General features: G+C 43.5%; 26 protein-coding genes. 20 read left to right on the top strand and 6 right to left on the bottom strand.

Features of this window, described 5'->3' with window-relative positions; translation table 11 throughout:
• Positions 1-13 precede the first annotated feature (13 nt).
• From MHB63_05305 to MHB63_05290, 4 genes are all read left to right on the top strand, one after another.
• Positions 14-175 carry a hypothetical protein gene (locus tag MHB63_05305; GenBank protein MEK3806013.1) on the top strand — a complete coding sequence of 54 codons (162 nt, stop codon included), beginning with the start codon at positions 14-16 and terminating at the stop codon, positions 173-175.
• Positions 176-519: 344 nt separating this feature from the next.
• Positions 520-1,692, top strand: a complete 1,173-nt coding sequence (yhbH, locus tag MHB63_05300) for a sporulation protein YhbH (GenBank protein MEK3806012.1) — start codon at positions 520-522, stop codon at positions 1,690-1,692.
• A 131-nt stretch (positions 1,693-1,823) separates the two neighbouring features.
• Positions 1,824-2,318, top strand: coding sequence for a fasciclin domain-containing protein (locus MHB63_05295; GenBank protein MEK3806011.1), 495 nt, complete (start codon positions 1,824-1,826; stop codon positions 2,316-2,318).
• 142 nt (positions 2,319-2,460) lie between these two features.
• Positions 2,461-3,849 carry a M48 family metallopeptidase gene (locus MHB63_05290; GenBank protein MEK3806010.1) on the top strand — a complete coding sequence of 463 codons (1,389 nt, stop codon included), beginning with the start codon at positions 2,461-2,463 and terminating at the stop codon, positions 3,847-3,849.
• Positions 3,850-4,590: 741 nt separating this feature from the next.
• On the opposite strand, the gene MHB63_05285 is transcribed toward MHB63_05290, so the two are convergent.
• The 4 genes from MHB63_05285 to MHB63_05270 form a co-directional block, all read right to left on the bottom strand.
• A complete protein-coding gene (locus tag MHB63_05285) occupies positions 4,591-5,154 on the bottom strand; it encodes a DUF4256 domain-containing protein (GenBank protein ID MEK3806009.1) in 564 nt (187 codons plus the stop codon).
• Between the two features lie 110 nt (positions 5,155-5,264).
• Positions 5,265-7,025 (bottom strand): HAMP domain-containing sensor histidine kinase, encoded by a 1,761-nt coding sequence (locus tag MHB63_05280; protein MEK3806008.1) that lies wholly within the window; start codon positions 7,023-7,025, stop codon positions 5,265-5,267.
• Positions 7,022-7,738, bottom strand: a complete 717-nt coding sequence (locus tag MHB63_05275; GenBank protein MEK3806007.1) for a response regulator transcription factor — start codon at positions 7,736-7,738, stop codon at positions 7,022-7,024. The genes MHB63_05280 and MHB63_05275 overlap by 4 nt, the downstream gene beginning before the upstream one ends.
• A gap of 62 nt (positions 7,739-7,800) precedes the next feature.
• Positions 7,801-7,977 (bottom strand): hypothetical protein, encoded by a 177-nt coding sequence (locus MHB63_05270; protein MEK3806006.1) that lies wholly within the window; start codon positions 7,975-7,977, stop codon positions 7,801-7,803.
• Between the two features lie 157 nt (positions 7,978-8,134).
• Between MHB63_05270 and MHB63_05265 the strand changes: the two genes are divergently transcribed.
• The 5 genes from MHB63_05265 (at position 8,135) to MHB63_05245 (ending at position 12,550) form a co-directional block, all read left to right on the top strand.
• The gene (locus tag MHB63_05265; protein MEK3806005.1) at positions 8,135-9,541 is read left to right on the top strand and encodes a spore germination protein; all 1,407 of its coding nucleotides are present in this window, start codon (positions 8,135-8,137) and stop codon (positions 9,539-9,541) included.
• On the top strand, positions 9,538-10,719 hold the full coding sequence (locus MHB63_05260; protein MEK3806004.1) for a Ger(x)C family spore germination protein: 1,182 nt from the start codon (positions 9,538-9,540) through the stop codon (positions 10,717-10,719). Before MHB63_05265 ends, MHB63_05260 begins: the two co-directional genes overlap by 4 nt.
• A 12-nt stretch (positions 10,720-10,731) precedes the next feature.
• On the top strand, positions 10,732-11,853 hold the full coding sequence (locus MHB63_05255; GenBank protein ID MEK3806003.1) for a GerAB/ArcD/ProY family transporter: 1,122 nt from the start codon (positions 10,732-10,734) through the stop codon (positions 11,851-11,853).
• A complete protein-coding gene (locus MHB63_05250; protein MEK3806002.1) occupies positions 11,846-12,058 on the top strand; it encodes a hypothetical protein in 213 nt (70 codons plus the stop codon). The genes MHB63_05255 and MHB63_05250 overlap by 8 nt, the downstream gene beginning before the upstream one ends.
• 66 nt (positions 12,059-12,124) lie before the next feature.
• Positions 12,125-12,550: a ferritin-like domain-containing protein gene (locus MHB63_05245; protein MEK3806001.1), complete on the top strand. Its 426-nt coding sequence runs from the start codon at positions 12,125-12,127 to the stop codon at positions 12,548-12,550.
• A 95-nt stretch (positions 12,551-12,645) separates the two neighbouring features.
• On the opposite strand, the gene MHB63_05240 is transcribed toward MHB63_05245, so the two are convergent.
• Positions 12,646-13,413 carry a carotenoid biosynthesis protein gene (locus MHB63_05240; protein MEK3806000.1) on the bottom strand — a complete coding sequence of 256 codons (768 nt, stop codon included), beginning with the start codon at positions 13,411-13,413 and terminating at the stop codon, positions 12,646-12,648.
• A gap of 239 nt (positions 13,414-13,652) precedes the next feature.
• Between MHB63_05240 and MHB63_05235 the strand changes: the two genes are divergently transcribed.
• From MHB63_05235 to speE, 4 genes are read left to right on the top strand one after another with little or no spacing between them, the layout of a single operon-like run.
• On the top strand, positions 13,653-14,237 hold the full coding sequence (locus MHB63_05235; protein MEK3805999.1) for a TetR/AcrR family transcriptional regulator: 585 nt from the start codon (positions 13,653-13,655) through the stop codon (positions 14,235-14,237).
• Complete coding sequence (locus tag MHB63_05230; GenBank protein MEK3805998.1) at positions 14,230-14,574, top strand: SMR family transporter; 345 nt, start codon at positions 14,230-14,232, stop codon at positions 14,572-14,574. The genes MHB63_05235 and MHB63_05230 overlap by 8 nt, the downstream gene beginning before the upstream one ends.
• Positions 14,574-14,888, top strand: coding sequence for a multidrug efflux SMR transporter (locus tag MHB63_05225; GenBank protein MEK3805997.1), 315 nt, complete (start codon positions 14,574-14,576; stop codon positions 14,886-14,888). Before MHB63_05230 ends, MHB63_05225 begins: the two co-directional genes overlap by 1 nt.
• Before the next feature lie 16 nt (positions 14,889-14,904).
• Positions 14,905-15,738, top strand: a complete 834-nt coding sequence (speE, locus tag MHB63_05220; protein ID MEK3805996.1) for a polyamine aminopropyltransferase — start codon at positions 14,905-14,907, stop codon at positions 15,736-15,738.
• Between the two features lie 994 nt (positions 15,739-16,732).
• Here the strand turns inward: speE and MHB63_05215 are convergent.
• Entirely contained in the window at positions 16,733-17,182 is a 450-nt protein-coding gene (locus tag MHB63_05215) for a hypothetical protein (protein MEK3805995.1), read from the bottom strand.
• 159 nt (positions 17,183-17,341) lie between these two features.
• On the opposite strand from MHB63_05215, the gene MHB63_05210 reads away from it, so the two are divergent.
• The 7 genes from MHB63_05210 (at position 17,342) to MHB63_05180 (ending at position 24,267) form a co-directional block, all read left to right on the top strand.
• Positions 17,342-18,169, top strand: coding sequence for an alpha/beta fold hydrolase (locus tag MHB63_05210; protein MEK3805994.1), 828 nt, complete (start codon positions 17,342-17,344; stop codon positions 18,167-18,169).
• Between the two features lie 122 nt (positions 18,170-18,291).
• The gene (locus MHB63_05205) at positions 18,292-19,302 is read left to right on the top strand and encodes a substrate-binding domain-containing protein (protein ID MEK3805993.1); all 1,011 of its coding nucleotides are present in this window, start codon (positions 18,292-18,294) and stop codon (positions 19,300-19,302) included.
• 102 nt (positions 19,303-19,404) lie between these two features.
• A complete protein-coding gene (locus MHB63_05200; GenBank protein MEK3805992.1) occupies positions 19,405-20,637 on the top strand; it encodes an extracellular solute-binding protein in 1,233 nt (410 codons plus the stop codon).
• A gap of 42 nt (positions 20,638-20,679) precedes the next feature.
• Complete coding sequence (locus MHB63_05195; GenBank protein MEK3805991.1) at positions 20,680-21,546, top strand: sugar ABC transporter permease; 867 nt, start codon at positions 20,680-20,682, stop codon at positions 21,544-21,546.
• Positions 21,543-22,364, top strand: a complete 822-nt coding sequence (locus MHB63_05190) for a carbohydrate ABC transporter permease (protein ID MEK3805990.1) — start codon at positions 21,543-21,545, stop codon at positions 22,362-22,364. The genes MHB63_05195 and MHB63_05190 overlap by 4 nt, the downstream gene beginning before the upstream one ends.
• Before the next feature lie 82 nt (positions 22,365-22,446).
• Positions 22,447-23,169: a ThuA domain-containing protein gene (locus MHB63_05185; GenBank protein ID MEK3805989.1), complete on the top strand. Its 723-nt coding sequence runs from the start codon at positions 22,447-22,449 to the stop codon at positions 23,167-23,169.
• Positions 23,170-23,973: 804 nt separating this feature from the next.
• On the top strand, positions 23,974-24,267 hold the full coding sequence (locus MHB63_05180) for a hypothetical protein (protein MEK3805988.1): 294 nt from the start codon (positions 23,974-23,976) through the stop codon (positions 24,265-24,267).
• The last annotated feature ends 531 nt before the right edge of the window (positions 24,268-24,798 follow it).

The raw sequence follows: 24,798 nt of genomic DNA, 5'->3' as shown, positions 1-24,798 counted from the left end.
GGAGGTGGTTTTCATGACAAAGAAGACTGAGACGGAAACAGAAAACGGCACAATGGTGCGCGACATGAAGGATCTGGTTGAGCACTCCAAAATTATGGAACATATGAAAACAAATAAAGAACTTGAGAAGGAAGGCAAAAGGCCTGATCCGGTTCAGCACAAAGAAGACAAATAGAACTCTCTGACACATTTGTGCCAGAGAGTTTTTTTCTGTCTTTTATCTCGCTCATTCCGATCAGTTTACAAAAATATGCAGGAAGATACAGACGGAATCCCTGAAGCAGGCGATCGTTCTGAATAGTGACAAGGTGTATGTAAATAATTATGCATCATGAGACTTGTCTATTTTTAACAGGGCCAAGCCTAATTTTCTAAATTATTTGTCAATTATCTCTTTTTTCAGCATAGGATAGAGTAATCTAAACAACACCGGAAATCGACCCAAAGCTATAGTATGTATATAGGTGCAGTTTGGTGAAGAATCATTCCAAAATAATTTTTGGAGGGGGAGAGTAGAAGATGAGTATAGGAAATGGGCGCAACTTTGTCATTTCGAATGAAGATTGGTCCCTCCACCGCAAAGGCCATGATGATCAGAAACGTCACCAGGAGAAGGTTCAGGAAGCGATTAAGAGCAATTTGCCTGACTTGATTACAGAAGAAAATATCGTGATGTCAAACGGCAAAGATGTAGTGAAAATTCCGATCAGGTCACTGGATGAATATAAAATCAGATACAATTATGATAAAAACAAACATGTCGGCCAGGGGGACGGGGAAAGCAAGGTCGGGGATGTTGTTGCACGCGACGGTTCCCCGCAAAACGCGAACGGTCCGGGCAAAGGTCAGGGCGCAGGAGACCAGGCGGGCGAAGATTACTACGAAGCAGAGGTCAGCATGCTGGAGCTTGAAGAGGCTCTTTTCAGCGAACTTGCGCTGCCTAATTTGAAGAGAAAAGAAATGGATCAGATAATTGTAGAAAATATCGAGTTCAATGATATTCGAAGAACAGGGCTGATGGGGAATATCGATAAGAAACGAACCATGCTTTCTGCGTATAAACGGAATGCGATGTCCGGCGCACCGAAGTTTCATCCGATTTACCCGGAGGATCTGAAATTTAAAACGTGGAATGAAGTATCAAAGCCCGAATCCCGTGCCGTTGTCATCGCGATGATGGATACAAGCGGCTCGATGGGAATCTGGGAGAAGTATATGGCCAGGAGCTTTTTCTTCTGGATGACAAGATTTCTCCGCTCGAAGTATGAGAAGGTGGACATTGAATTCATCGCCCATCATACAGAAGCGAAGGTTGTTTCAGAGGATGATTTCTTTTCTAAAGGGGAAAGCGGAGGGACCATTTGTTCATCTGCCTACCGGAAAGCACTTGAGATCATTGAAGAGAAGTATCAGCCAAGCCGCTATAATATTTACCCTTTTCACTTTTCAGACGGTGATAATCTGACTTCCGACAACGCCCGCTGCGTAAAGCTTGTGGGTGACCTGATGAAGGTTTCCAATATGTTCGGCTACGGGGAAGTCAATCAGTACAACCGCCACTCTACTCTCATGTCCGCTTATAAAAATATCTCTGATGAACGTTTCCGCCACTATATCCTCAAGCAAAAAGCCGATGTGTTTCACGCGATGAAAGGCTTCTTCAGAAAAGAAGAAGAGCAGATGTATGCATAAAAAAGAGGACGAAACCCGTCTTCTTTTTTTGTCCCAATTTTTGTATAAATTCCTCACTGTGAAAAATAATACTCATGGCGGCACTTACAGACGTAAGCTGGCAGATGTATTTATTAAAAGGAGGAATGGTTATGAAAAAGAAGTGGTTTGGGATCTTGATGATTCTCACGATGGTCCTTTCGTTTTCGACAGGTGCGTTTGCAGCTGAAAAAGGCGGGGAAGACAAGAAAGACATTGTCGATACAGCGGCAGCAGCAGGAGATTTTAAAATACTGGCGGCAGCACTGGAAAAAGCGGGTTTGGTCAGCACCCTGAAGGAAGCAGGACCATACACAGTATTTGCTCCTACAGATCAGGCATTCGAAAAGCTTCTGAAGGACTTGAATATTACAGCGGAGGAGTTACTGAACAGAGAAGATTTAAAAGATATTCTTCTATACCACGTTCTCTCCGGAAAGGTTCTTTCAAGTGATCTGAAAGACGGAATGAAAGCAAAAACACTTTCAGGAAAAGAAGTGACAATTACTCTCGATCCTGTTAAGGTGAACAATTCCACTGTTGTAAAACCGGATATTGAGGCTTCTAACGGAGTTATTCATGTCATTGATACGGTTTTGATTCCATAGGGACAGGCATATAGTCGCCAAAGCATTTCTTCTAATAGGAGAAGTGCTTTTTATTTTGGACTGGCTCCAAAAACATCTTCCCAAATTCTTGAAATCTAGGTAAAATAGGATAGTCCATAACACATAGATAACGGAGGAAGACATGTCAGTCTACGTTCATAGAAAAGAAGAAATTTATTTTATATTGCTGCTTTTAGTTACAATCCCAATGTACTTATTGTTTATTTTCACAGGTGTAGGACTCCTGATTCTGCTTCCTTTTATCCTTATTCCTCTGATTGCCCACTGGATCAATACAGGCATCATTCGAGGGAACGGTGTAAAGGTGACAGAAAAGCAGTTTCCCGAAATCCATGCAAGGGTGAAGGAAATCGCTGAGGTCATGCAGGTGAAAAAGCTGCCGGATGTTTTTATTGTTCAAAGAGACGGTATGCTGAATGCATTTGCCACCCGTTTCTTCGGTAAAAACATGGTGACTCTCTACTCTGGAATAGCCGATTTGCATGTGAATGGTGCACAAAAGGAGCTTGATTTTGTCATTGCGCATGAGCTTGCCCATGTTAAAAGAAATCATGTGATGAAAAATTTCCTTGTGTTATTTGGAAATTGGATTCCGTTTCTCGGAAGTGCATACTCAAGAGCCTGCGAATATACTTGTGATGCGATGGCACATGCATGTACAGAGGATTTGGAAGCTTCAAAGCGCGCACTCACGATTCTTGCCGCAGGACCTGAGCTATACAAACATGTGAATGAAGAAGCCTATCTGGAAGACAGCAGCAGGGAGAAACATTTCTTCGTCTGGTTCAGCGAAAAAATCTCAACGCATCCTGTTCTGCCAAAGAGAATATTCCGTCTTAATCAGGTATTTGGCGGAACGAATCCTGCTGTATCGTTTAAAACGACCGCTCTTTTTAAAGCAGGTCTGGCCGGCGCCTTTGTACTTGTTCTCATTCTTGGAGCGGGCGGGGCAGTTCTAATCAGTTTTCTTTCCACCACGAGTCTTTACAGCGACTTCGTTCTTGACAGCGAGGGAACAACCGAGCTGATGGCAGCTGCTTCTGAAAATGACTATGACCAGGCTCGGGAACTGATTGAGCAGGGAGAGGACGTCAATGTTCAGGATGAGTCCGGCATGACAGCCCTCATGTATGCCGTTTATGCAACCTATGACCTTGAGTTTGAAGAAGAAGCAGAAAGCTATGATGAAATGATTGCCCTGCTTCTTGAAAACGGAGTAGATCCGGACCTGATGTCGGATGAAGGAGACATTGCCACTGTGGATATCATCTCACTTGGGAACATTGATCTCGCAAACCTTCTGATTGAAAAAGGTGCAGACATCCATCAGGAAGACGGCTACGGACAAACACCGCTGACCATGGCAGTACACCAGGAAGATTCAGACATGGTTCAGCTTCTGATTGATGCCGGAGCCGATCCGTTTTATGTCACAAGTGAAAATGAATCGGCCCAGTCCATTGCAGAGGATGCCGATTTGACTGAAATTACGGCTCTTTTATATCAATAGACTGTTAGATTCATATAGAAAAATTGGAGTGCAAATCGCAGAGGATTTGTGCTCTTTTTTGTGGGAAATGCGCGGGGAATAACAATTATACAGAGCAATCGTACCCTGAGAAACTGTAAAACGATCTGAGAGGGTAAGCAAGGGGTTGAATCGTACCCTCGGAAACCGTAAAACGATCTGGGAGGGTAAGCAAGGGGTTGAATCGTACCCTGCGAAACCGTAAAACGATCTGGGAGGGTAAGCAAGGGGTTGAATCGTACCCTGGGAAACCGTAAAACGATCTGGGAGGGTAAGCAAGGGGTTGAATCGTACCCTGCGAAACCGTAAAACGATCTGAGAGGGTAAGCAAGGGGTTGAATCGTACCCTGCGAAACTGTAAAACAATCTGGGAGGGTAAGCAAAAATTTGAATCGTACCCTTTAAAACCGTAAAACGATTTGGAAGGATAAGAAAAGAACATTTACTCCCCACACTCCACATTGAAAAATTCTCCAAAGCTCGGATAAGAACACTTACTCCCACCACTTCACACCGGAAAGTGTTGCAAACCTCGGATAAGAACATTTACTCCCCACACTCCACATTGAAAAATGCTCTAAAGCCCGGAATAGAACACTTACTCCCCGCATTCCACTCCAAAAACTGTTCCAAAACTCGTAAACGAACCTCACCATTTTAAAAAGCCAAACGCAAAAAAGACCATCTTCACACAAGACGGCCTTGATCATGTATTCTATTATCTCAAACCTTCAGCAAGCCGCGAAATCCTCTTGCAGCATAGTAGGAATCTGCCCCGTTATGGTACAAGAATACATGACCATAGCGGTAATCGCAGAATAAGGCGCCGCCGAGGTCTCGGATATCAGCCGGTGTCTGGATCCAGCTTGATGTTTTTCTGTCGAAAGGCCCAAGTTCCTGCAGGCTGCGGTACTGCTCTTCGTCTAATACTTCTATACCCATGGCAGCTGCAAGATCCATGATGCTGTTTTCTGGTTTGTTCTTTTTGCGTGCATCAAGAGCTTTGCGGTCATAACACAGACTTCTTCGACCTGTTGGACTTTCAGCTGAGCAGTCACAGAAATGGAACTCCCCATCCTCAAACCCAATTACATCGGGCTCTCCGCCTGTTCGTTCCATTTCATGCAGCGACCACATTTTTTCAGGGTTTGCAGTCAGCTTTTCCTGAACGGCTGCCCACTGCAGACTGGGATGCCTGTTCATGTTTTTCTCAAAACGTTCAGTCAGAACGTCAAGCAGCGTCCTTTCTTCTTCTTGCGACAATTTCTTTTTCACAGTCTCTGCCATACGGTTTCCTCCTTAATGAGTTCCTGTTTTCAGCTTACAGCAAAAGGACAGGAGAAGTAAATTTTCATTCAAAAAAACACGCCGTTTAAAAAACAGCGTGTTCCAGCATATTACCAGTCCTGCTCCTCTTTTTTCTTATCAGGAGACAGCGGAAATTCAAGATGAATCACAGTCCCTTTGCCAGTTTCGCTCCAAACGCTGATTGTGCCGTTGTGTGCGTGGACGAGCTGTTTGGCAATGGCAAGGCCGAGGCCTGTGCCTTTGGTGGATTCTTCTGTGTTGGTTCCCCTGAAATAGCGGTCAAACAAATTGTTCCGGGTGGCCTCATCCATCCCGACTCCTGTATCTTTTATCAAGATGGAGAAGGAATCGTCTCCTTTTTTCAGGGAGATTTCCACTTCTGTTGAGGGAGGATTATGTTTAAAGGCATTGGCGGCAAGGTTTTCAATTATGCGGTGAAACCACCGTTTGTCGATCGGGTAAAAAATCTCTTCTTCTGAGGACCGGTAATCGATCTCGCGGTCCTGATACATCGGATCGTTCAGGAAATGCACGATGGATCTTCTGATTGTCTCATTCATTTCCTGTTCTTTGATTTCAAGAGGCAGGGCATTGTTTTTCAGTCTGTACGTCAGATTAAAATCTTCGATCAGGGATGTCATGTAGCTTGCTTTGTCTTTCATAATGCCGGCAAACTCCCTGACTTCCTCTTTTGACCAGTCATATTGCTGTGATTCAAGCATATACGCATATCCGTAGAGCGAGCTCAGCGGTGTTTTTAAATCATGGGAAAGGCCGGTAATCCAGTCTTCTCTCTTTTCATCCATCATCGCTCTGTCTTTGTCTTTCTGTATGAGATTAGAGGTCAGGACGTTCAGTGAGTAAATAATGTCATGATAGATTTTAAATGATTTCCTAAGCTTTCCGTTTTGCTTGGAGCTTGCCCGGATGCCCTGTTTGGTCAGAGGCTCGGCGTATTTGCCGGTCGCCAGGTTTTCAAGCCAGAGAATGATATGAAGCAGCGGTTTGCCCAGTTTATTGGAATACCAGAATGAAATCAGGAAAAACAAAACAGCCGTAATAAGAATAAAGACAACCATCCACTTCAGAAGTGAAGTCATAAGAGAATTGTCATACTGCTCATCAGGGAAATATTCTTTATTCGGCGAACCGATAATGTATTTGAATCCGGTTGAAGGATCGGCATAGGTTGAATAGGACGTCTTGTGGTTCCACGGTTCTTTTTTATTGGCCATCACTTCAAAATAGCGGGGAAGCTTCTTGCCTTTGTCATTATAGGAATAAATCAGATTGGACTGTGAATCATAGACGGCGAGCCATGCTTTTTTGCTTGAAAACAGGGTGCGCACTTCTTCTGCGAGATCAGGTTTTCCATCTGCAGGGATGCCGCCTTCCACAAGCTTTGTCATCAGGTGTGCATTTGCGGAGTGTTTGCCGTAAAGAACAATATACGATTCTTTCTCCTGGTTAAGCACCCAGTAGGTCTGGTCATAATGAAATGCTTTGTCAATGTCATCAAAGAAGTTCTTCAAAGAATAGGATGCCGGCACGTTCTCGGGTGTTAAATACGAGTAAACAACCTTGCCTTTTTCATTGATGACCTGCAGCCAGCCGTTCTGGTTTTTAATGGCGTTTTTGGCAGAGTCGTCAAGAGCAATGTCATTTTCTGATGTTTCAAAGATATCCCCGATGTACAGGGGGTCCATCCGTTTTACATCTTTTTCAAGCATGTTTTTAAAATCCTGCGTGATCAAAACCGCCAATGAAATTCCGACAAGGGTCATAAACATAAGAAACCATACAATCATATGAAAAATAAAAAAACGGGTCAGCTTTCCTTTTAAATTCATTGTCTTCGCCCATCATCAACAAATTTATAGCCAAGTCCCCGGATTGTTTTTATGTAGGAGGGCTGGCTTGGATTTTTTTCGATTTTCTCACGGAGCTTGCGAATATGCACCATGACGGTATTGTCATCGACCATATAATGCTCGTTCCAGACATTTTCATAGAGCTGATGCTTTGTAAAAACCCGGTTGGGGTGCTTGCAGAAAAAAATCAGCAGCTGAAAAAGCTGGGCGGAACAGTCAACAGGCTTTTGGTCAACGAACAGTTCTGCCGATGACACATTGACTGTGAAGCGGTCATATTCATAGATTTCCTCAATAGCCGTTTTCTTTGCGGTCTGCGGCATCGTCCGTTTTAAAAGAGCTTTAGCGCGGGCTGCAACCTCAAGAGGATTGAACGGTTTTGTAATGTAATCATCTGCGCCGTAGGCGAAGCCGGAAAGTTTATCAAGGTCACTGCTCTTTGCGCTCAGGAACACAATCGGCGTGTTCGTTTTCTGTTTGATGAGCGGGCATAAATCAAATCCGCTGATATCAGGCAGCATGATATCAAGCACAATCAAATCATATTCCTTTGTTTCAACGGCCTGAAGGGCAGCTGCGCCTGACAGGCATTCATCTATATGTGAAAATCCTTCTTTTTGCATAACGGTCCGGACGAGCTTTAGTATTGCTTCTTCATCGTCCACCAATAATATTTTGCAGTTCTGAAACAACGCATGTCCCCCTTTCTTTCTCTCATTACCATAATGCATTACCGGGTGTTTGTTAAGAAAAATTATTTGGCAGGCGTTTTTCTTTTTTCAGCTGCCCACAAAAGGAACTGTCCAAGAAGTGCCGCTAAAAAGACGGAGGCAACCCACCAGTAATATTCGTTTACAAATGACAATCCAACATGTCTTGAAATCAGAAGCAGACAAGCTGCAGTCGAAACGTACCATAAAAAATTTTTCAAAAGATCCAGCTCCTCAAGCATTTTCATACAGTCTAGCACTCCAAGCTTTCTCTCCCGTTATGAAAACCTTAAAGTTCTCTTAATTGTTAAAAACAGGATATACATACATAACTTAGTCGAAAAAACACATACTAACGAAAAAAAATGCGGTGGTTACATGACCATAAAAGAAGGGTCCATTTCGAGCGTTTTAAAAGAAAACATGGATTATATCGAGTCATTTGCCAAAATCAACGCTGACTTGATCATCCACAGAATTCAATCGTTCCAGCATTCCGGCATCAGCGGGGTCATGCTCAGGATCGAGGGCATTTCCGATGATCTTAAAGTGTATGAATTTATGCTGAAGCCGCTGATTGATTCGCTTGCTGCGAAACAAAAGTACGCATCGGCTGAATTTGTGAAAGAACTGAAGGAGTCGATTCTTGCCATTGATTCCATCAATATCGAAACGAAGTGGGAGAACATCATGCAGGAGCTTCTGAGCGGAAACACAGTCCTGCTGTTTGATCAAATTGCTCTTGGGTTAACTGCAGCAACTGCAGGGGGGGATAAACGGGAAATCTCTGAACCTACCTCCCAAACGGTTATCCGGGGGCCGAAAGACAGTTTTATAGAAGAGATCCGGGTGAATACATCCTTAATCAGAAAACGGCTGAAAAGTGCAGAGCTGTCCCTTGAAAAGCTTGAAGAAGGGAAGTACTCCCATACGAATGTGGAGCTGATGTATTTAAAGGATAAAGTGGATCAAAAAGCGTTGAAGTCTCTAAAAGAAAAACTGGAGATGAAAGATCCCAATATTATTATTGAGTCTGCGTATATTGAAAAGATGATTCAGAACAAGCAGATTACTCCCTTTCCTGTCATCAGCCACACAGAGAGGCCGGATGAAATAGTCACAAATCTTATGGAGGGGAGAATTGCAATATTCGTGGACGGAACGCCGTTTGTTTTATACTGTCCAGTCGAATTCAGAAGCTTTTTCCAAACGACAGAAGATTATTTTCAGCAGTTCAACATCGATAAAATTATGCAGGGCCTTCGCTACTTCGCTTTTTTCCTGTCCCTGTTTGCACCGTCTATTTATATTGGTCTCGTTACCCACCATCAGGCCCTGATTCCAAACAGCCTGCTGCTTAGCCTTTATGCACAGAGAGAGGGAATTCCATTTCCATCTTTGATTGAAGCGCTCTTCATGGAAACCACCTTTGAGATTTTGCGGGAGGCAGGGATCCGGATGCCAAGAGCCATTGGCCAGGCGGTATCAATTGTCGGCGCGCTTGTTATCGGCCAGACAGCTGTTGAAGCGGGTCTTGTGTCGACTGCGGTTGTCATTGTTGTATCGATTACGGCCATTTCAAGCTTTACAACGCCAAATTACAGCCTGGCTACTACCGCAAGGCTGCTGCGTTTTATCTTTATGTTTGTTTCTTATTTTCTCGGATTCTACGGCCTGCTTCTTGCCATGATGGTCCTATTTGGGCATTTGATGAGCTTGAAATCACTTGATAAGCCGTATTTTACCTACCAATCATCAAAAAAAGTCGGGAAGAATGTTCTATGAAAAAGGTGATGATCCTGTTCTGCTGTCTGTTGCTGCTGACAAGCTGCGGAACTCAGCGGGAACTGAATGAGCTGGCCCTGATTCTTTCTTTGGGAGTGGATGTCCACGAGGATACCGGGTATCAGGTGACGATGCAGATCGCAGATCCAAGCGAAATCATTTCCATAACCGGTGCGACAAGCGGAACGACTTCAATTCCGATTGTTAACTACACAGGTGTCGGTCCAACCTTTATAGAAGCACTTGAAAATGCGGCCAGACAAGTATCCCGGACAGCCTTTTATACACATATGGCCCTGGTTGTAGTCGGACAGGATCTTGCAGAAAGAGGGATTTTTCCGGTACTTGATATCCTTGAACGTGAAACGGAGATCCGCGAAAACGTTCCAATTGTTGTCGCCAAACAAGAATCCGCTTTCCACATCCTGAATTCACTGACCATGATCAACAAGCTTCCTGCTTATTCCATAAAGGGGAAGCTTAAAATGAACGAAGAAGGCTTTGGAAATACGATGACGGTCACCATCAAAGATTTTCTCGTGAAAAAAGACAGCGAAGCTTCGTTTCCGATCATCAGCGGCGTCATCTCTCCTCACTATACCGAAAAAACGTCAACTAAAGAAAATCTGGAGCAGGCAGCACCTAAATCGAGTCTTGTGTCAGGACTTGCCGTTTTTGACCACGGCGGCAAATTTCTGTACTGGTTGGAAGATGAGCATAAGCGCAGTGTCCTGTTTTTTGAGAACCGGATTCAGCATACGTTTGTGATGCTTCCTTGTGATGAAGAAAACCAAACCGCCATTAAAGTCATCTATGCAAAAACGAAGAAAGAAACAGCGGTTGAAAAAGGGAAGGCAAAACTGAACATCTCCATCAAAGCCGAGGGAGAGATTGACGGTCTGGGCTGCCCGAATAAGGAGATGACTAAAAAACAAATCATATCAGGCTATGAAAAAGAATTTGAGAAAAAATTGAAGGAAGAAATCGAGGCTGCGGTAAAAGAGGCTCAGGAACAGGAGACAGACATATACGGGTTCAACGATGTGCTATACAGAAGCAAACCGGATCAATGGAAGCGTGTAAAGCATTCCTGGTCAGAACTTTTCTCCGGGGCGGAAGTCCGTGTGAAAGCAGAAGCGGAAATTAAGCGTACAGGCAACATTACAAATTCAAACTAAAGGATCGATACTATGCAAAGGCCTTCGATTACAGCCAATCAGCTGCTCGTTACCATTTTTATATTTGAAATCGGAAGCGCCATCTTGCTTGATGCTGCGAAGGGAGCCAAGCAGGATGCGTGGATTGCGATTCTTCTTGGCTTTACTTTGTCCATACCGGTCATTGTCCTTTACCTGGTCCTTATGAAAAAAAATCCCGAACTGACCTTGTCAAACCAGCTGAAAAAGGGCTTTGGGAAATATGCGGGCATCGTTTTCAGTTTTGCCTATATGATTTATTTTCTGTACATATCTGCAAGGGTTCTCAGAGATTTCGGGGAGCTCCTGATCATTTCCGCTTATAATGATACATCCATGATTGTGATCAACAGTTTTATGATCCTGTGCGTCATTTACTTTTCCTTAAAGTCGTTTCAAGTAGTGGCTAAACTCAACATCATTTTGTTCGTCCTCATTTGGGCGCCGTTTGTCGTGATTATCCTCTTTGAAGTTCTATCGCAGCTTGTGCATCTTGACTATGTAAAGCCTGTGCTAGGAAACGGATGGATGCCTGTCTGGCATGCAGCGTTTCCGACTGTTTTAACATTTCCGTACGGAGAAATGGTTGTTTTCTTAATGATTTATCCGCTTCTCGACAAAAAACAGAAGGCGGTCAAAATGACGTTTGTATCCCTTCTCCTTGTGACATTCGTTTTAACTACGACAGCGTTTCTGCATGTAGCCATTCTTGGGCCTGAGATGGTTGAAAGATCGATGTTTCCAATCCTTACATCCGTATCGCTTGTCAGCATTTCCGATTTCATCGAGAGACTGGATTCGTTCGTCGTCATCCTGATGATCGTCACAGGCTTCATGAAGGTATATATCTTCTTTTACGGAGCAACGAGAATTGCCGAGGAGACGATGCCCTCACTGACGATGAAGCAAATATCGCTGACATTCGGGATTTTCGTCATCCTCCTTTCCGTGCTGATTGCGCCGGATTATATCGAGCACATAGAGGAGGGAATCAGGGTCGTGCCATATTACCTTCATCTCCCGTTTCAGATTGGACTTCCGGTCTTGCTGCTTGCCTCTCTTTTGATAAAGGATTTCCTTGCAAAGCGCCAGGCGGCAGGTGGCAAAAGTGGTTAAAACAATCATTTTCGGCGTGCTCAGCTTCTGCGGATTATTCGGAATGGCCATTGGACTGGATCTGCTGCAGGGTATAGACCTGACTGATTTTTTAAAAGAGGCCAAATTTTACTTTGGGACATTGAAGCTTGATGATTATTTTTCACTCTCCCTCTGGGCGGCCATCATCGGCATCTACCTCTACAAAGTGCCGAACGATCTTTGACAGGCATAATCCCCCATCTGAAAAATATATTATGAACAGTGAACCTTCTAAGGGGGAGAGGGAGTTATGTATTACTACGATTATTACAGGCAGAATCAAGATGAAATCAAAAATATCGCTAAAGCGCTTGAAGGAGAATACAATGCCATCCAGTGCTATGAGAAGCTTGCCATCCAGGCAAAATCACCTGAAGAGAAAAAGACAATTCAGGAAATCAGGCAGGATGAGGCAAAACACTATCAGACCTTTGCAGGCATCTATCAAAGTCTGACAGGACAGCCGTACAGTCCGAAACAGACGGAAGAATGCCCGGCAGATTACCTTTCAGGACTGACCGCTGGGATTAAAGATGAACAGGAAACAGTCGATTTTTACCTGACAATCTCAGACAGCGGCAGCACTCCATATATTAAAGAAGCATTCAAACGGGCCGCTTTAGATGAGCAGAATCATGCTGTCTGGTTTCTCTATTTTCTTGTGCAGAATAAATAAAAAAAGCAGCAGGGTAATTTTACACCTGCTGTTTTTTTGCTGTTAAAATGAGCATGCTTCAGCAAAGAAATCAGTCTCAACAGAAGCGGGGAGTTTTACCGCCGTAAGCTTAAGTGAGGTTTTCTTAAGAATAGATAGCATATGCTTGATGATAGGCCAACAGCCAAAACGCCGTACAGTCCGGAAATAAACGCTGTAAAACTAAAAAGGATATGCAGCATTAGGAACAAGTACTGATTATTTCTCTCTAATTCCACTATTGTAGCTTTCTCCTCGAACCTTGATATGACAGCTGCAAATAAAAGTGCAGTCAGATACCATCCCAGGAAATTCTGGGAGGGAATATCATAATACAAACCACCTTCAGCCCAAATCCAATAGGACTTAACGTTGGCAGCGACCGGATCGATGGCTAAGTCCAGCCATACCGCGAAAAGAGGAACCAGTATAATGGTCCGGTGAGGAAACGAGAATAATTTAGAAAATGCCAGACTGGCACCAATGACTGACAGCCACGCTGGCCCCATCGTAATGGGGACACCCAAAAACATCAGTCCAAAATCCGCCTCATACGTGTATTCACCGAATATAAGTCCGGTATGAGTACCCAGTGATTCAATGGCTATGGATCCAAAGAAAATAAACGGAATAATGAACCGCCCTTTCGGCAGCACGTTCCATAAATAGCAGGAAGCATACAAACCAGAAGCAAATAAGAAGACCGTATTTGCCCATTCAAGCCAGGGCGGTAAAATCGAAAAGCCGACTAGAATCAGCCCGATGAAAAACCAAACGCTAAAGAAATACCACAAATATTTCTGAAATACGAACATCCCATTCATCCTCACTTGATTGTCTTTCATCCTTCAACCCCCAATCATTTCTTTTTCTATTTTCCCTTTTCTTACTATTCAGCATGTCAAATGAATCGTCAAACTGTCAAATTTATCACCGGCCAAATGTGTTCTCTGTAAGCGTGTAAAACGAAACGTTCATTAACGCCTTTGTTTTTACCTTTAGCGAGGAGAGAATGCCTACCTTTGACATTTATGAATAAACTGACTAAAATAAACTTACGAACGTTCGTAAGGAAGTGATGTGAGTGAAATCTGAACAATTAAAAGAAATTGCCCTAAAGCAATTTGCCCTTAATGGGTATCAAGGAGCTTCTCTCGCTGCTATAGCAGAAAAAGCAGGCATTAAAAAACAATCTATCTATTCGCATTTCAAAAGCAAGGAAGATCTTTTCATCCAAACATTTTACGATTCAGTCCAAAAAGAATTGGATTTTATCGAGAAGTATTTGAGCGGAAGCAGAACATCCATCAGGTGCATGCTGAATCAGTTCCTTTTTAGTTATCTCAATCGTTATGGGGAAAACTCGAATATGAAGTTCTTTTTGAGAACATCTTTTTTTCCGCCTGTTGAGCTTGAAGGGCAAGTTAAAGAGGGCACTGAGAAATATATTACTGGATTGGAGTTCCTCTTTTATAAGCTGTTTGAAAAATATGGACGCCTTCAAGATGAGATAACAGCGGAGAAGGCTTGCGTTACTTTTTTGACGATAATGGACGGGCTGCTGGTTGAACTGTTGTATGGAGGCTCCGATCGACTTGAAAAACGGTTGGAGCATTCGCTGGAAGTATTCTGGCGAGGGATAAGTATAAAGGAGGGTAATTATGAATAAAGCATGGACATTCGTTTTACTCGGTTCTCTTTTTGAAGTAGGATGGGTCATCGGATTAAAACATTCATCAGATGTTCTTACATGGACTGCAACGATTGCAGCAATTGTACTGTCATTCGGATTTTTGATTAAGGCGACTCAAATGTCCCTTCCGGTAGGGACTGCCTACGCTGTATTTGCCGGACTTGGAACAACCGGCACTGTCATTGCAGAAATGGTTTTCTTTGATGTGCCGTTTCAAATGGCAAAAGTGCTTTTGATCCTTGTCCTTCTAATTGGGGTTGTCGGGCTGAAGCTTGTGACAGGAAATAGCCAGGAACAGGGGGGCGAATCGTAATGGGATGGATCTTTCTTATTGTTGCCGGGATTTTTGAAGTCATCGGTGTAACAGGATTAAATTTAATTAATAAGAAAAAAAGTGTATTTTCTTATCTCGTCTTTGTTATCGGATTAGCATGCAGCTTCACGTTTTTAAGTTTATCGATGCAGACTCTTCCTATGGGTACGGCCTACGCCATCTGGACCGGAATCGGCACCGTGGGATCCGGATTGGTCGGAATCTTATTTTACGGAGAATCAAAGAGCGTGCTGAGGATTGTTTTTATGGCCATGGTGTTGAGCGCGGCCATCGGGTTGAAGTTAATTAGTTAAATGGGAGTTGGAGAGAATGTCATTATGGTTTACAGAGAAACAAACGAAGTCTTTTGGAATTACAGGAAAAGTGCGCCGGACGCTTGAGAGTGAGCAAACGGATTTTCAGCAGCTGGACATGCTGGAAACAGAAGAGTTCGGTAACATGCTTTTACTGGATGGAATGGTGATGACGTCAGAAAAAGACGAATTCGTCTATCATGAGATGATTGTGCATGTCCCATTGAACACCCACCCTTCTCCAAAAAAAGTGCTGGTTGTAGGAGGAGGAGATGGCGGTACAATTAGAGAGGTCTTAAAGCATCCAGGTGTTGAGAGTGTCATGCAAGTAGAGATTGATGGCAAGGTCGTGGAATACTCCAAAAAACATCTTCCGTCGATTTCTTCAAGCTACGGGGATTCCAGGGCGAAATTGCTGATTGGGGACGGCTTCGAGCACATCATCAAGAGTGAAAACGTCTATGACGTCATACTGGTCGATTCCACTGAGCCGGTTGGACCGGCGGCAGGATTATTCACAAAAGGATTTTATGCAGGTATCGCCAAGGCGCTGAAACACGATGGAATGTTTGTAGCTCAGACAGACAACCCTTGGTTCAAATCGGACTTGATTAAAAATGTCATGAAGGATGCCGGCGAAGTATTTCCCATCACTCGCCTTTACACATGTAACATCCCGACATATCCAAGCGGCATGTGGACATTTACACTGGGATCCAAAAAATTTGATCCCTTGGAAGTGTCAGTGGAAAGGATAAGGGATATAGATACGAAGTATTATACTCCTGAGCTTCATCATGCCAGTTTTGTTCTGCCTAAGTTTGTGAAACAGCTTATTGATTCTGAATAGAGTTTCAGTTGAGGGAAAGTTCATAATGCTAAAAATGCAGGTTAAATTATAAATGAATTTAACCTGCATTTTTATTAAATCAAAGTTTGCTTTTGTTGATTTGGTAAATGAGGGGATTGATGGTGCTTTGCTGAATATTACAGCACCAGTGGATTGAAGCGGAAGGCACTTGACTCCTTGTCCAGCTGCAGCGCTCAGGCTCCTCTGTCAGAACAAAATCCCCCAAAAAGGCGGGACCCGGACTTTTCGGGTGATTTCTTATCTGACTGCCGGAGCAAAACGAGCGCTTCCGCTTTTCTACGGGATGAAGAGGGCCCTGAAGATCCCGCAAGCGCAGCGAGGAGGCTCCAGGCCCTCCCCGCGGAAAGCAAGTGACTGGAGCGTAAGGGAACGGGTATTGAATGATTGCCTATCAAAAAAACGAGGATGGGACAAAATATTTGCGCAGAGGTTATATCCCAAGACGCACTTGCATCGTATGCTATCTGGACACTGGCGGCTGATTATACCGTACGAATCAGTCGGTTTCTTATGCTATTTGAGTAGCGGTGGCTGATTATACCGTACGAATCAGTCGGTTTCTTATGCTATTTGAGTAGCGGTGGCTGATTATACCGTACGAATCAGCCAGTTTCTTATGCTATTTGAGTAGCGGTGGCTGATTATACCGTACGAATCAGTCGTTTCTTATGCTATTTGAGTAGCGGTGGCTGATTATACCATACGAATCAGTCTGTTTCTTATGCTATTTGAGTAGCGGTGGCTGATTATACCGTACGAATCAGCCAGTTTCGTATGCTATCTGGGCACCGACGGTTGAATATACCCTACGAACGAGCCGGTTACTTATGTTATCTGGGCAGCGGGTGCTGATTATAATGTATGAAAAGCATGCATGAAAAAGGGTGAATTTGAGTTGAACTCAAATTCACCCTTTAATGTTTCTCTGTCCCTGCCTCGTCTTTTTTTGCAGGCATCTTACAGCCAGGATTTTTTATTTCAGCTCATACTCAACTTTACTGTAAAGTCTTGTGCCATTATGAAGGCCAAGTTCTTTTTCCTGTTTTTCATTCAGGCCGCTGATGCTGACGACGATTTCGTCGCCGCGGAGGGAAATGGTCCCTTCGACAGGTTTGTCCAGAGCAGGATCTTCAATCGTAAACGGGCCATCGCCATTGCCGCGGATGGTCGTTTTTGTTTTGTGCTCCTTGAGAATTTTGCGGTCCTTCGATTTTAAACCGAGAGTCAGTTCAGCAAGCTGGCCTTCATCTTCAGGGAAGTTCACAATCAGAAAATTCCCCTCATCCTTTACTTTTACTCTGTCGACCCATGTTCCATTATAAATGCTCTGCATGCTGTATTCTTCATTATTCATCTGCGGGCGGTTGCAGGCAGACAAAATCATAAAAGCCATAATCAGCAAAGCTGCAGTCCGTTTTTTCATAGCAAATACCTTCCTCTTTCAAATCTTTCTTTTATTATCGCCTAAAACAGGCGAAAGAAGCAAAAGATAGTGGTTGGCGTCAGGATGAACCTTCCAGTTTATGCGCATGAAGCCTGGGGTATATTTTAACCTTACAGCAAGGTTAAGAAAGGACTTTTTATGACTTCAAAAAAAAATATCGCTTTATTTGCAGCAGCAGCCATTCTTTCAACGATCCTTATCATCCAGGCGCTGGGTCCGGACGAGCCGACCCGGGCGAGCGAAGAACAGACGCCCACTGTCTTTATACACGGATACAGAGGAACCATTAATTCATTTGAAGGCATGCTGGACCGCTTTCAGTCAGACTATGAATGGGGCGAAAAAACACATATCTGCACATCCAAAAAAGGGACGGCGGCATGTACACCACTGAACATCACAAAAGCTGAACGCCCTATGATACAGGTGTACTTCGAGGATAACGACGCCGATTTTGAAAATACGAGTGTTGAGCTAGGGAACATCATGAAGCTGCTGAAGGAAGAATACGGTTATGACAAGGTCAACATTGTCGCTCATTCTATGGGGGGCCTTGTTTCAGTCAATTATATTCAGGAAACAAAGCAGGAAAAAGAATTTCCGAAAGTTGAAAAGCTTGTGACCATCGGAACGCCGTTTAAAGGCATTGAGAGGGAAGTGTTTGAAAAACGGTACCACGAAAAAGAACACGATCTGATTGCAGATTCCAAAGCCCTGCAGGAGCTCTATGCAGAGGAAAATGCCTTCGATCCCCGCACTAAGGTTTATTCACTGGCAGGAAAAATCAGTGAAAAAGAAGATGGCGACGGACTTGTCTCTGTTCAAAGTGCTACAGCCTTCGGCGATTATCTTTCAAAGAGCCAGTACCGCGAGCATGTTGTCGTTTCAAAAAAAGCCACTCATAATGGCCTCCATGAAAACAAACAGGTAGACGCGGAAGTCGGCCAGTTTCTATGGGAGCAATAAGAGTCCTTTCGGGGGCTCTTATTTATTTGGTCAAAAAAGGTATTGAAAATGCTTTCATTTGGTGGTACGATCAATTTACGAAAACGTTTACTCACACGCCAGAGCGGGAGAGAAGGTGGGAAATGGCTTACACCATAAAGGATGTTGCAAAGAAGGCAAATGTCTCGATTGCAACCGTATCCAGAATTCTCAACAATCAGAAGGGCTATTCCGAACAGACGAAGAAAAAAGTCCTGAAAGCCATTGAGGAGCTTGATTATCATCCAAATGCGATTGCAAGAGGGCTGATCAACAAAAAAACCTCAACCATCGGCGTTCTTTTTCCCGCGCTCTCAAGCATGCTTGCTACAGAGCTGCTGGCCGGCATTGAGAAGACTGCACATGAGCTTGGATCGAGTGTGATTGTCTGCCACACGGAATCAAACGGCTTAAAAACGATGAAATATCTGCACCTGCTGAATGAGAAACGCGTAGACGGCATTATTTTTACAAGTGAAATTTTAAAAGAAGAATACTACGAGTTTATTCAGAAGATGAATATTCCGCTCGTGCTCCTCTCTACAGAATCGCGGGCATATCCCGTGCCGTATGTGAAAGTGGATGACAGGCGCGCGGCCTATGCGGCTGTGCAGTACTTGATTAAACAAGGCCATAAACGGATCGGAATGATCAGCGGCAACGATCAGGACCTGATTGCAGGGAAGCCGAGGATTGAAGGTTACCTGGATGCCATGAGCGATTACGAGCTTCCCGCTGATGACAGCTTTATTGCGCGAATGAGAGGGTTTACGTTCTCAGACGGAACAGAAGGGCTGAAACTGCTGAAGAAGCAGCTTCCTGATGTAACAGCTGTTTTTGCAGCGAGCGACGATATCGCGGTGGGGGCGATTTCTTCCGCCTACCGGCTTGGCATACGGGTTCCGGACGATCTTTCCATTATCGGCTATGACAACCTGAAGATTGCAGATATGACGATTCCGCCTCTTACGTCGGTTGCCCAGCCATTTTATGAAATGGGGGAAAAAGCGGCTCAAATGATTTTTGATTTGATGGATGGCGATGAAATGATTGAAAGCCGGATCATGCCGCATTCAATTGCTGAGAGAAACAGCGTGTTGAAATTGAGGAGCTAGCTTTCTTCTCTTTTTTACACTTTACGTAAACGTTTACGTTTCTTTTTTTAGAAGATTGAGTATGCGTTTACTCAAATTAGTTATAACGGGGAGGCGATAGGAATGAAAAAGAAATGGACGATTTTTGCAGCGGGCATGGCGCTCAGCGCATCTATCCTTGCAGGATGTTCACCAGGTGAGAGCGAGGACGGAAAAACGACGCTCACCCTCTTTTCAAATAAGTCAGAGAACATCAATACATATAAGGGCCTGATTGAAGAATTCGAATCAGAAAATCCGGATATCAACGTTAAATTTGATTCTCCTCCTGAGGCAGAAACCGTCCTGCGCACAAAGCTGATCAAAAACGATATTCCGGATGTGATGCTGATTGCTGGGAACGCAACTTACGGGGAGCTTGGGCGAGCAGGTGTGCTTGAGGATTTCAGTGATTCTGACCTGGTCGATTCGGTTCAGCCTTCCTACCTTGAGATGATCAACAGGCTTGTCGGACCTGAAAAAGACGGTGTGTACGGACTTCCATATGCGACCAATGCAAACACGGTCATCTATAACAAACAAAAATTTGAAGAGCTTGGCCTTGAAGTTCCAAAGACATGGGATGAATTTATCTCCGTTCTTGAAAAATCAAAGGAAGCAGGAGAGATTCCGATCTATTTTACGCTTAAAGATGCGTGGACGGGCATGATTTCCCTTAACTCACTGGGTGGAGTGCTGGCGGGTGAAGAATTTGCCCAGCAAAAAAGCTCAGGAAAAACGTCTTTTGTCAAAAGCTATGACGAAGTGGCGGATAAACTGCTGACTCTTACCGAATACGGCCACGATGATAACTTCGGCACTGCTTACGGTGATGGAAACAACGCATTCGCAAATGGCGATGGCGTCATGTACATCCAGGGAAACTGGGCCATCCCGGAGATTATAAAAGCAAATCCGGAGATGGAGCTTGGCGTCTTCCCGATGCCGGTAACGAACGATCCCGAGAAAAACAAGCTGATTTCCGGAGTTGACGTCCTGCTTTCTGTGAGCAAAGACAGTGAGCACAAGAAAGAAGCAGAGCAGTTCCTGCAGTTTATGCTGGAAAAAGAAACAGCGAAGAAATACATCGATGAACAGAAGGCCTTTTCAGCCATTGAAGGTGTCTACCAGGAAGACCCCGTGTTTGAAGGAATCAAAGAAAACTTTGAGCAGGACAATATCACAAGCTTCCAGGACCATTACTATCCTGCCGGAATGGGAGCAGAAAACATTCTTCAGGAATTTTTAATCAGCAAAAAGAAAGACGCATTCCTGAAAAAGATGGACAGAGAATGGGAGAAGGTTGAGGACCGCTAAAAGCGGGTCCCGAATCCTAAAGGATTGGAGATGAAAAGCAAGATGGGCAACAAAGAAAAAGTGTTTATGATCATGACAATACCGGCCGTTCTCCTGTTCTTTATTTTTCACACGTATCCTGCGCTGCAGGGCATCTTCTACAGCTTCACCGACTGGAGAGGCTACGGGGAATGGAATTTTGTCGGCCTGAAAAACTACTTGAACGTCTTTAAAGATGAACGGGCGCTTCACGCATACGGCTTCACGTTTCAGTTTGCGATCATCTCAACGATTCTTGTCAATTTCTTCAGTCTTCTGATCGCGATGGGGCTGAATGCAAAAATTAAGTTCCGCAAGACGCTGAGAGCCGTGTATTTTATGCCTTATATTCTCAGCATTCTGATTGTCGGATTTATCTTCAATTTTATTTTTACACACTTTCTTCCTGATATCGCAGGAGGACTTGGAATTGAAGCCCTGTCCAAAAACATTCTTGGCGACCCGAACCTTGCCTGGATCGGCATTGTCATTGTAGCGGTCTGGCAGGCCATCGCGTTTAATACGATTCTTTATCTTGCAGGACTTGTTACGATTACAGAAGACCTGTATGAAGCTGCAAGCATTGACGGTGCTGGAATGTGGACGAAGTTCTGGAAAATTACGTTTCCGCTGATTGCGCCATTTTTCACCATCAATATGATCCTTTCCATGAAAGGCTTCCTGATGGTGTTTGACCAGATCATCGCGCTTACGGGCGGAGGTCCGGGTCAGTCGACGGAATCGATTTCTCTCCTGATTTACAGAGGCGGATTCCAGGGCGGGGAGTTTGCGTATCAGTCGGCCAATGCCGTGATCTACTTTATCGTCATTGTCGTCTTTTCCATCTTCCAGCTTAAGATTCTTGAAAAAAGAGAGGTGGGGAACGGATGATCAGCAAGAAAACCAACTGGCCAGTGACCATCCTATTGATACTCGGTGCCGTGTTTATCCTGTTTCCGCTGTATCTGACGGTTACGATTGCGTTTAAAACCCCGCAGGAGCTTGCCGGCAATCTGCTTGCTCTGCCGCAGAACTGGTCGCTTGCCAACTTTGCCCAGGCGATTGAAATGACGAATTTCTTCAATGCATTGAAAAACAGCGTGTTTGTCACTGTGCTTGTCGTGATTTTCACGGTTTTTACAAACTCCATGGTCGCCTATGCGATCGCACGCAATATGCATAAGAAGTTTTATAAATTTACGTTTTACTATTTTGTCAGCGCGATGTTTATCCCTTTCCCGATTATCATGCTGCCGATTGTAAGGCAGACTGCCTTGTGGAATATGGATAATCTGATTGGACTTGTGATTCTGTACATTGTCTACAATCTATCGTTTAACATCTTTATTTATGTAGGCTATATCAGGTCGATTCCAAAGGAGCTTGAAGAGGCTGCCATTGTGGACGGTGCGTCAACTTGGGGCGTGTTCTGGAAAGTCATTTTCCCTCTGCTTGCGCCAATGAATGCTACGGTTGCAATCCTGACGTGCCTTGGCGCATGGAATGACTTCCTGCTGCCGCTAGTCGTCCTGAGCGACAGCGACATGGCGACACTGCCGCTTGTACAGTATATATTCCAGTCGCAGTTCAGCACAGATTATAATCTCGCATTTGCATCCTACCTTCTGGCTCTGGTCCCGATGATCATCGTTTATGTGTTTGCACAAAAATGGATTATAAGCGGAGTCATGAAAGGATCTATAAAATAATTTTCTCTATTAAGTGAAATTATTGTATATTGGAAAAAGAAAGATTTAATAAACTACTCAGGAAAATAAGGAGATTACTACTATGAAAATCACAGTTTGGAACGAAAACAGACACGAACAGAAAAATCCGGTTGTAGCAGACATCTATCCGGAAGGCATTCACGGAGCCATTGCCGGGTTCCTGAAAGAAAACGGTTACGACGCTTCAACGGCTACTCTTGATGAGGCTGAGCACGGATTAACAGAAGACGTATTGAACAGCACGGACGTTCTTTTCTGGTGGGGACATCTTGCACACGATGAAGTATCAGATGAAATCGTTGAGCGCGTACAAAAGCGTGTTTTAGAAGGAATGGGGCTTGTCGTTCTTCACTCAGGCCACTTCTCAAAAATCTTCAAAAAGCTTATGGGTACATCGTGCGACCTGAAATGGCGCGAAGCAGATGACAAAGAGCGCCTGTGGGTCGTTGATCCATCTCACCCGATTGCAGAAGGCATCGGAGAGTACATCGAAATCGAAAAAGAAGAAATGTACGGCGAGCACTTCGACATTCCGGCTCCGGATCAACTGGTATTTGTCAGCTGGTTTGAAGGCGGAGAAGTCTTCCGTTCAGGCTGCACATACCAAAGAGGAAATGGCAAAATCTTCTACTTCCGTCCGGGACATGAAACATACCCGACTTACCACAACAAAGAAGTACAAAAAGTGCTCGTAAACGCAGCAAAATGGGCCGCACCTGTGAAACGCGACTACCCGGTTTACGGAAATGCGAAGCCGCTTGAGAAGATTACGGTTAAGGCGTAAAAAGAATAGACTTTCTGCTCCATTATCTAAAAAGAGACTGGGCAAAAGTGAGACAGCACAAGAAAAATCCGGACTGGAATAGTTTCGGATTTTTTTGTGCAGAAAGCAATAATGGCTCCTCGGAGTGCTGCCACTTTTTGCGTGATGGCTCCACCATATGTGGCGCTATTCGCAGGAGTACTGTCAAGTTCTTCTTATTCTTACATGTACTTTGAAGAAATTTAAAAAACAAGTTTTGTCCTAACGGGTTTGCTTCAGAAGTGAAAAATGAAAATCGAATAGTAATTCTCACACATTTTCACAGCCAAAGTGACGTGTTTTTTCATTTAACATATTAAAGCAGAACGAAGTATGATTGTGTTAAAATGGAAATATTAGTTATTCAGTTATAGGGCAGTTTAATGGAAGATTGGGTTAAACTTTAGAGAAGATAGGGGAAACAAATTTTGTTGGCATTTTTACTTCATATCTTAATTAGTTTTATCGTGTTAGGAATAGCATTACTTCTAGCTCAGATAGTAGAATTTAATAGTAGTAGAATGAATAAGATTACTACTAGAATTTCATTAATTGTTTTTTTTGGTGGGTACAGGTATATACGTAGGATCTAAATCTTCTCTACATATGTACTTTTATGTAACATTAGTACTTCAATTAATATTACTGTTTGTACTAACTCTCATTTACCATCGATTTAATAAGGTAGGGCATACAACGATTATAAATATTTGTTCAATATTCTTGGTCGCTATCAGTTATTTAGTTTATATAAATAAACTTGGAAGTAATCAGGGAGAATTCAACTTGCCGCATGGAATCACCAGTGACAGCGAAGGCAGCATCTATGTCGCAGACCGCAGCAATGCCCGTGTACAGGTATTCAATAAAAACGGTCGCTACATCGACGATTGGAATACGCCGGAAATCGGCAGGCCGTTTGGTGTAGAAGCCGGAAGTGATGGAAAAATATACGTTGTGGACGGCGGTGATTCGTTAAACGGTGCAAAGGAGAATTTAACGAGTCAGATTATTATTTTGGACAGACAGGGAACTATACTGGAACGTTTTGGAACAAGGGAAGTCAAGAAGGGCAGCTGAAGATTCCCCATGATATTGCAGTGGATGTGCAAGGAAATATTTACGTTGCTGAACTTGAAAATAGGAGAATTCAGGAATTCACTAAAAAATAATTGTTTGACGAGATAAAATACCATAAGCAATGGTTACTTACCTTTTAAAACAGCAGTTTTTTGTGCTAATTGAATCAATCGGGTCAATATTCTCCTCAGGTCTAGAATGATTCAGTAGTGACGGATGTAGAATTTGTCAAAATGGCGGGCATTTATTTATAAAGAGTAAACTGAATAAGGGAACATCTATTACCATACTTTTGCCTAAATTCATGCCAGAAAAAGGTTGAATAGACTTATTCTTAACCCTTTAGAATTAAAGCAACATGGATTTATTGGGTTAGCGATTAGAAAACCAATATTGCAGCTCAAAGGTTTTTGAAGTTTATAAGAAGCAAATTCGATTACCACTTAATAATAATGATAGTGTTTTATTTCATTGATAAAACTCAAAAAATACTGGAAAGTTCAATTATAAAAATTTTCTATTCATATAGTT

It is taken from the genome of Bacillus sp. FSL H8-0547, assembly GCA_038002745.1.
GTDB lineage: Bacteria > Bacillota > Bacilli > Bacillales > Bacillaceae > Bacillus_P.
The sequence above is the reverse complement of the archived record's forward strand: the minus strand, read 5'-3'. Positions and strand labels throughout refer to the sequence as shown.

What these genes read in the sequence shown, in the direction of transcription:
- MHB63_05305 (MEK3806013.1), top strand. Translation starts at nt 14, where the DNA reads ATGACAAAGAAGACTGAGACGGAAACAGAAAACGGCACAATGGTGCGC.
- yhbH (MEK3806012.1), top strand. Translation starts at nt 520, where the DNA reads ATGAGTATAGGAAATGGGCGCAACTTTGTCATTTCGAATGAAGATTGG.
- MHB63_05295 (MEK3806011.1), top strand. Translation starts at nt 1,824, where the DNA reads ATGAAAAAGAAGTGGTTTGGGATCTTGATGATTCTCACGATGGTCCTT.
- MHB63_05290 (MEK3806010.1), top strand. Translation starts at nt 2,461, where the DNA reads ATGTCAGTCTACGTTCATAGAAAAGAAGAAATTTATTTTATATTGCTG.
- MHB63_05285 (MEK3806009.1), bottom strand. Translation starts at nt 5,154, where the DNA reads ATGGCAGAGACTGTGAAAAAGAAATTGTCGCAAGAAGAAGAAAGGACG.
- MHB63_05280 (MEK3806008.1), bottom strand. Translation starts at nt 7,025, where the DNA reads ATGAATTTAAAAGGAAAGCTGACCCGTTTTTTTATTTTTCATATGATT.
- MHB63_05265 (MEK3806005.1), top strand. Translation starts at nt 8,135, where the DNA reads ATGACCATAAAAGAAGGGTCCATTTCGAGCGTTTTAAAAGAAAACATG.
- MHB63_05260 (MEK3806004.1), top strand. Translation starts at nt 9,538, where the DNA reads ATGAAAAAGGTGATGATCCTGTTCTGCTGTCTGTTGCTGCTGACAAGC.
- MHB63_05255 (MEK3806003.1), top strand. Translation starts at nt 10,732, where the DNA reads ATGCAAAGGCCTTCGATTACAGCCAATCAGCTGCTCGTTACCATTTTT.
- MHB63_05245 (MEK3806001.1), top strand. Translation starts at nt 12,125, where the DNA reads ATGTATTACTACGATTATTACAGGCAGAATCAAGATGAAATCAAAAAT.
- MHB63_05240 (MEK3806000.1), bottom strand. Translation starts at nt 13,413, where the DNA reads ATGAAAGACAATCAAGTGAGGATGAATGGGATGTTCGTATTTCAGAAA.
- MHB63_05230 (MEK3805998.1), top strand. Translation starts at nt 14,230, where the DNA reads ATGAATAAAGCATGGACATTCGTTTTACTCGGTTCTCTTTTTGAAGTA.
- MHB63_05225 (MEK3805997.1), top strand. Translation starts at nt 14,574, where the DNA reads ATGGGATGGATCTTTCTTATTGTTGCCGGGATTTTTGAAGTCATCGGT.
- speE (MEK3805996.1), top strand. Translation starts at nt 14,905, where the DNA reads ATGTCATTATGGTTTACAGAGAAACAAACGAAGTCTTTTGGAATTACA.
- MHB63_05215 (MEK3805995.1), bottom strand. Translation starts at nt 17,182, where the DNA reads ATGAAAAAACGGACTGCAGCTTTGCTGATTATGGCTTTTATGATTTTG.
- MHB63_05210 (MEK3805994.1), top strand. Translation starts at nt 17,342, where the DNA reads ATGACTTCAAAAAAAAATATCGCTTTATTTGCAGCAGCAGCCATTCTT.
- MHB63_05205 (MEK3805993.1), top strand. Translation starts at nt 18,292, where the DNA reads ATGGCTTACACCATAAAGGATGTTGCAAAGAAGGCAAATGTCTCGATT.
- MHB63_05200 (MEK3805992.1), top strand. Translation starts at nt 19,405, where the DNA reads ATGAAAAAGAAATGGACGATTTTTGCAGCGGGCATGGCGCTCAGCGCA.
- MHB63_05195 (MEK3805991.1), top strand. Translation starts at nt 20,680, where the DNA reads ATGGGCAACAAAGAAAAAGTGTTTATGATCATGACAATACCGGCCGTT.
- MHB63_05190 (MEK3805990.1), top strand. Translation starts at nt 21,543, where the DNA reads ATGATCAGCAAGAAAACCAACTGGCCAGTGACCATCCTATTGATACTC.
- MHB63_05185 (MEK3805989.1), top strand. Translation starts at nt 22,447, where the DNA reads ATGAAAATCACAGTTTGGAACGAAAACAGACACGAACAGAAAAATCCG.